Origin of the sequence: Rhodopila globiformis, assembly GCF_002937115.1 — a bacterium.
Classification (GTDB): Bacteria; Pseudomonadota; Alphaproteobacteria; order Acetobacterales; family Acetobacteraceae; genus Rhodopila; species Rhodopila globiformis.
On sequence record NZ_NHRY01000023.1, the window covers coordinates 1 to 6,682 of the forward strand.

The 6,682-nt window shown below is 68.2% G+C and carries 4 protein-coding genes; all 4 read right to left on the reverse strand.

Annotation, left to right across the window (positions count from 1 at the left end; all coding sequences use genetic code 11):
* A partial coding sequence (locus CCS01_RS00475; RefSeq protein ID WP_408887468.1) for a DUF6444 domain-containing protein occupies positions 1-618 on the reverse strand: 618 nt, incomplete at its 3' end.
* Between the two features lie 157 nt (positions 619-775).
* Positions 776-2,308, reverse strand: coding sequence for an anthranilate synthase component I (gene trpE / locus CCS01_RS00480; protein ID WP_104516877.1), 1,533 nt, complete (start codon positions 2,306-2,308; stop codon positions 776-778).
* A gap of 15 nt (positions 2,309-2,323) precedes the next feature.
* On the reverse strand, positions 2,324-4,228 hold the full coding sequence (locus CCS01_RS00485) for a peptidylprolyl isomerase (protein WP_104516878.1): 1,905 nt from the start codon (positions 4,226-4,228) through the stop codon (positions 2,324-2,326).
* A gap of 583 nt (positions 4,229-4,811) precedes the next feature.
* On the reverse strand, positions 4,812-5,894 hold the full coding sequence (gene hisC, locus CCS01_RS00490) for a histidinol-phosphate transaminase (protein ID WP_104516879.1): 1,083 nt from the start codon (positions 5,892-5,894) through the stop codon (positions 4,812-4,814).
* Positions 5,895-6,682 lie beyond the last annotated feature (788 nt).

Below are 6,682 nucleotides of genomic sequence, written 5' to 3' on the forward strand. Positions count from 1 at the left end.
GCGGCGGAAAGCCGCGTCCAGCGCGCCTTCGCTGATGGCAAGCGCAAACAGCTCCAGCATCAGACGGGCCAGCCGCCGATAGCTGATCGCATGCACAGTCCGCAGATGGATCGCCAACGCCACGATATTGAGGCTGAACGGCGTGCCCGGCTCGAGACCCTCGGGCACCGGCGCCAACGTGGTGTGGCCGCAGCAACGGCACTGCCCCGCATAGCGCTCCACTCGCGTCACCACCGGCCTGACCGGCGGCAGATCGATCTTGTCGTAGCGCGCCTCGAGCCTCTGATCGGCGGCGTCCAGCGCCGCCTGGCAATGCGCACAACACACCGGACGCGCGATCACCGTCTTGTCCGGGTGCTCCACCAGCGCTCGACCACCACCCTTCCGCCCCAGGCTGCCTTGACGTGGGTTCGTCCGCTTCGGCGTGTCGCTCCGGTTGGCCTTCTGGCCCTTTGACGGTGGCAGGCTGGAGTTGTGCGGCGTCTTCGGCGGTGCCCCAAGCCGGGCCTCCAAGCCCGCTACCTGCCCCGTCAGCGCCTGCACCTGCGCCCATAGCGCCCGGATCAGGGCGTCCTTCTCGTCAGGCGACAGGCGGCTGAGGTCGGGAAGCTGGGTCACCCTGAGTTTCAACCGCAACTACCAGGGGCTGGTCAATAGCCGCGTTCCACCAACCTTTCCAGTCAGAGATCAGGGGGGGATGAGCAGATACAAAACTAGAGCACTGATAAGGCTATGCTTTTTCCGGCAAACTGCTAAAGTCGGGTTAGGCAAGACGTCAACCGGTCCTCCCTCCTGCAGGCAGCATCACGGCTGCGAACCGCACCGCCTCCTCCGCCGCCCGCACCAGAGCCCGCGCCTTCTGCCGCGTCTCCTCGAACTCCGCCTCTGGCACCGAATCGGCAACGATCCCGGCCCCGGCCTGCACGTACATCATGCCGTCCTTCACCAGAGCGGTGCGCAGCCCGATGCAGGTGTCCATCGTGCCGTTCGCCGCGAAGTAGCCGATGCAGCCGGCGTAGATCCCCCGCCGGTCGGGTTCCAGTTCCTCGATGATCTCCATCGCCCGCACCTTCGGCGCCCCCGACAGCGTGCCCGCCGGGAAGCCGGCCACCAGCGCGTCCAGCGCATCCAGCCCCTCGCGCAGCGTGCCGTCCACGTTGGACGAGATGTGCATCACGTGGCTGAACCTCTCGATCACGAAGCTCTCGGTCACCTTCACGCTGCCGACCTCCGCCACCCGGCCGACGTCGTTGCGGCCCAGGTCCACCAGCATCAGGTGCTCGGCACGTTCCTTCGGGTCCGCCAGCAGTTCCTGCTCCAGCGCCAGGTCTTCTTCGCGCGTCGCCCCGCGCCGGCGCGTGCCCGCCAGCGGCCGGATCGTTACTTTGCCGTCGCGCAGCCGCACCAGCACCTCGGGCGACGAGCCCACCACCGCGAAGCCGCCGAAATCCAGGAAGAACAGGAACGGCGCCGGATTGATCCGCCGCAGCGCGCGGTACAGCGACAGCGGCGGCAGCGCGAACGGCACCGAGAAGCGCTGGCTCAGCACGATCTGGAACGCGTCGCCGGCGGCGATGTATTCCTTGCAGCGGCCGACCGCGTCGATGAACCCCTCCTTGGAGAAGTTCGACGCCGGCGCCGGCGGGTCCGGCAGCATCACCGGCGGCGGCTGGAACGGCAGCGGACGCTCCAGCGCCGCCTCGGCCGCCGACAGCCGCTGGTCCGCCAGTTCCCACGCCCGCTCGGCCGGGATGTCCCCGGCGGGATAGACCGGCGACACCAGGGTCAGTTCGTCGTTCACCGTGTCGAAGATGGCGAACAGCGTCGGCCGCACCATGATGCCTTCCGGCACGCCGATGGTGTCGCGGTTCTTCTCCGGCAGCGCCTCCATCTGCCGCACCATGTCGTAGCCCAGGTAGCCGACCAGCCCGCCGGCCATCGGCGGCAGGTGCGCCGGGACATCCAGCCGGGTTTCGGCCACCAGCGCCCGCAGGCTCTCCAGCGGCGAGCGGTCCTCGGGCACGAAGGCGTGCGGCGCCGACAGGGCATGGCGGTTGACCGACACCTTGCCGTTCTGGCAGCGCCAGACCAGGTCGGGCTGCATGCCGATGACCGAGTAGCGCCCGCGGGCCGCCCCGCCCTCGACGCTTTCCAGCAGGAAGGCGTTCGGCTGGCCGTACGCCAGCTTCAGGAACGCCGCCACCGGCGTGTCCAGGTCCGCCACCGTCTTGCGCCACACCAGGCTGCCGCGCCCTGCTTCATAGGCCGAGCGGAAGGCGGCGAAACCCGGGGTTACGGACACGTTCATGACTCTCTCTGTGGACTAGGGTTGGACGACGCTTTCGAACGTCTTTCTGTTGACCTGCGGATTGGCCCGCTGCCGCACCGCGTCGACGAACACGGCTTCCATGTCGTTGGCCAGCGACTGGTTGACCGCCGCGCGCACCTGTTCATAGCGCGCCTTGTCGGCGGCCGGATCGGGCTGCTTGATCTCCACCAGTTGCGCCACCACGAAGCTGTCCGGCGTTTCCACCATCGTGGCCTCGCCCTTCTTCAGGCCGAACATCACCCGCTGCAGTTCCGGCGGCACCTCGCTGATGTCGTCGCGCGTCACCAGCGGGCTGAGCTTCGGCGTCACGCCGGCCACCGTCGCCGCATCGGAGAACGACTTGCCGCCCTGCACCGCGACCATCATCGCCGTCGCCGCCTTGTCCTCGACGCGGCGGCGCTGGTCCTGCTTCCAGTCCTCGGCCACCTTGTCCTTCACCGCGTCGAACGGCTTCTCGCCCGGCGGCGTGATGCTGTCCACCTGCAGGGCATAGTAGGCCGAGCCGCCGGTGGACGGCGTCTGCACCTCGGTCAGTTGCGGCTGGTCGCCCGGCTGCGCCTGGAACGCCGCGGCGATGATCGCCTTCTTCAGTTCCTTTGGCCCGGGTATCGGCGCCGGCTCGCCCTGCGGCGTGGTGCCCTGCTTGTCCAGCGTGCCGGCCGCGGCCTTCAGGCCCAGGTTGCCGGGCAACTGGTCGAGCCGGGTGCCGTTGCCCAGCAGGTCGTCGATCTTGTTCGCCCGGTCGTACATCAGGTCCGCGGCCTTGGCGGCGACCACCTGCGCCTTCAGCGTATCTTTGGCCTGCTCGAACGAGGTCTCGCTGCCCGGCTGGATGGCCGTCACGTTCACCACGAACCAGCCAAGCTGGCCCTTGATCGGCCCGGTCACGGTGTCCGCCGGGGCCGAGAACACCGCCTGGGCCAGGTCGGGGTCGGGGAACTGCACCCGGGCGGCGTTGTCCTCGGCGATCGCCGCGGCGCCGTCCGCCTGCGCCGCCTGCTGCATCGCCGCCCAGCCCGCGCCGCCGCGCCACTTGTCCGCCAGTGCCTTCGCCTTCGCCTGGTCGGGTGCGGAGATCACCTGCACCGAACGCCTTGGCGCCTTCACGAACTGCGACCGCCGCTCATTATAGGCGGCGCGCAGTTCCTCGTCGCTGACGGTGATCTCCGGGGCCAGCGACTGCGGCGACAGCTCGATCACCTTGATGCGGCGGTATTCGGGGGTGGCGTAGAAGTCGGGATGGTTGTCGTACCAGCGCTGCAGCGCCTTCTGGTCCGGCGTCGCCGGCTCGGGCGCGGCCGACAGCGGGAAGACGGCCATGTCGGCCGAGCGCTTCTCGAACTCGGACTCGTACAGCGGCTTCACCAGCACATCCGGCGCCTGCACGCCGGCGCTGATCGTGCCTAGCAACTGGTTGCGCGCGATGTCGGCGCGCATCATCTCCAGGAAGCGGGGCTCGGAGTAGCCGTTGTTGCGCAGCACGGCGTCGAACAGGTTCTTGCTGAACTTGCCGTCCTTCTGGAACGCCGGCATCGACTGGACCACCCGCACCACGGCATCATCGGGAGTGTTGATGTGCAGCTTGTTCAGCTCCAGCCCCACCGCGGCCTGGGCGACCATCCGCTGCAGGGTCTGCATGCCGACGCGGCGCCGCAAATCGGCTGTCGCCTCCTGCCCGGACGGTAGGTTGCGCGTCGCCTGGTTCATGGCGCGCTGGAACTCGCCCTGGAAGGCCGGGATCTCGATGGTCTGGCCGCCCACCTTCGCCACCCAGCGCGGCGGCCCCATCAGCCGGAACAGGTCGCCGCTGATGCCCCATCCGACGAAGGCGACCGCCATGATGATGAAGAAGATGCGGGCGATCCAGGAATCGGCGAAGCGGCGGAACTGGGAGATCATGTAATCCTACAGACCCGGAAATGGGAAACCGGCCGCAGCATATACGGGGATCGGCGTGTCCTGGCCAGCCATGGTTGCGACGGGCCGTTGCGTCGGCGCTGACCCCGGACAGGCGCTGACATAGCGGGGTGGCGGCATGGCCTATGCCATCTCGTCATGGCCGGGCGTGTCCCTACGGGATGCACACATCTCGGAAACGGTCCGCCGCGGCGTTTCCCTTTCGTCATGGCCCGGCTTGTCCGGGCCACCTATTCCAGCACTTGTGCCGCGACAGGTGGCCCGGACAAGCCGGGCCATGACGATGGAGGAACGCTCTTGGCGCCCAGGCAAGCACTTGATTTTACGGTCATTTCCGACTCGTTTCCGGGATGTGTGCATTGCGTAGGGCGTGTCCCGGCCATCTGCGCTGCAACGGCGGGAAGCGGATGGCCGGGACACGCCCGGCCATGACGGTGAGGGAGAAGACCTCGCTCCACCGGGCGCCCAATCCTGATAGCCATGGGGACACGCCCGGCCATGACGATAGAGTGACGACCACGCCCCGTTCCCCTTTCGCCTGGCGCCTCTGCGACGTCGCCTTGGGTCACCCCGCACACGGCGGCCCGCCGCGCCCCAGGATCTGCGCAAGCGCCGCCAGCAGCCGATCGACCTGTTCGCCGGTGCCCACCGTGATCCTCAGGTAGTCGGCCACCCGAGGTCCGGAGAAATGCCGCACCAGCACCGCCTGCTGCCGCAGTTTCGCCGCCAGACCCGCCCCCGCATGCGCCGGATGGCGGGCGAACACGAAATTTGCCGCCGACGGCAGCACCGTGAAGCCAAGCTCCGCCAGCCCCGCGGCCAGCCTCCCGCGGTTTTCGATCACCACCGTCCGGTTGTGCTGGAAGTATGCCTCGTCCTGCAGCGACGCGATGGCGCCGGCCTGCGCCGGCCGGCCCAGCGGATAGGAGTTGAAGCTGTCCTTGACCCGGGTCAGCGCCTCGATCAGCGCCGCGTCGCCGATGGCGTAGCCGACGCGCAGGCCGGCCAGGGCGCGCGACTTCGACATGGTCTGGACCACCAGCAGGTTAGGGTGTTCGGCGACCAAGGGAATGGCAGTCTCGGCGCCGAAATCGACATAGGCCTCGTCGATCACCACCGGCTTGTCCGGATGGCGCGCCAGCAGCGCGGCGACCTCGGCCCGCGCCAGGGCGATGCCGGTCGGGGCATTCGGGTTCGGCAGGATGATCGCCCCGGCCGGGCGGTCGTAGTCCGCAAGGCGGATCCGCATGGCGTCGTCGAGCGGCACCGTCTCGGCGGTGATGCCGAACAGCCGGCAGTACACCGGATAGAAGCTGTAGGTGACGTCGGGGAACAGCAGCGGCGCCGGATGCTTCAGCAGCGCCGCGAAGGCATGCGCCAGCACCTCGTCGGAGCCGTTGCCGACGAAGACCTGCTCGGGCGTCACGTGATGATAGGCGGCCAAAGCTTCGCGCAGGGCCGCGGCGGTGGGATCGGGATACAGGCGCAGCGAGTCGGCCGCCTCGGCGTGGACCGCTTCCAGCACGCGGGGCGACGGGCCGAACGGGCTCTCGTTGGTGTTCAGCTTGACCAGATCCGCCATGCGGGGCTGCTCGCCCGGCACATAAGGCTGCAATCCATGAACGACATCGCTCCAAAACCGGCTCATCCGACCTGTGTCCCGTGGTTTCCGTGCGGCACAGACCCTAAAGCGTGACGGCGCTGGCACAAGGACGATTGCCGGCAACACGGGCGACCACGAGACGCTGCGGCGCGCCGACGCAATCAGGCTTGGGCATCCGGATGCGGCTGTCGCGGATGGTGGCAGTGGATGCGGCCTTCCACGGCTTGCGCGCTGCCCCGGGGAAGCTCGCTTCCGTGTAGGCGGCACTTATTGTGCCTGCTCCGTCGCGGCGTGGGTGAACAGGATCCGAAGCACGGTTACCGCGTGCCGGGATCGTGGCGGATGGTGCCAGCGTCGTCCGGAACCGTCCGTGCTTGTTCATCCTGCCGTGATTCTTACCACGGAGGAAGACGAAGAAACACGAAGGACCACGAAGACCGGACCTTGCCGGCCTATCGGGGCCTGACCAGCCGCATGATTGTGCGAGCGACCACGGCGCAGCGTTCCATAAGCCCCTACCCGCTTGAGTCCGTCCATGTCATCTGCCGGAAAGACAGCCTGCGCTGCTTCGTCGCATGACTCGTTCACACCCCTTCGTGGCCCTTTGCGGTCCTTCGTCTTCCTCCGTGTTGAAAATCGGTCGGCGATCCAGGCTCCGCCGCTGCCTTTGGCCCACCCCGGACAGGTGTGCCGCTTGCCGCGCATGCGCCCATTGGCCACCCCAATCGACCGGGACAGCACTATGGGCGCTAACTTAGGCGGCTGGTGGCACGGCCGTTGCCACAACGTCATGGCAGCACCCCCTGGCAGCACCCCCTGGCAGCACCCCCTGG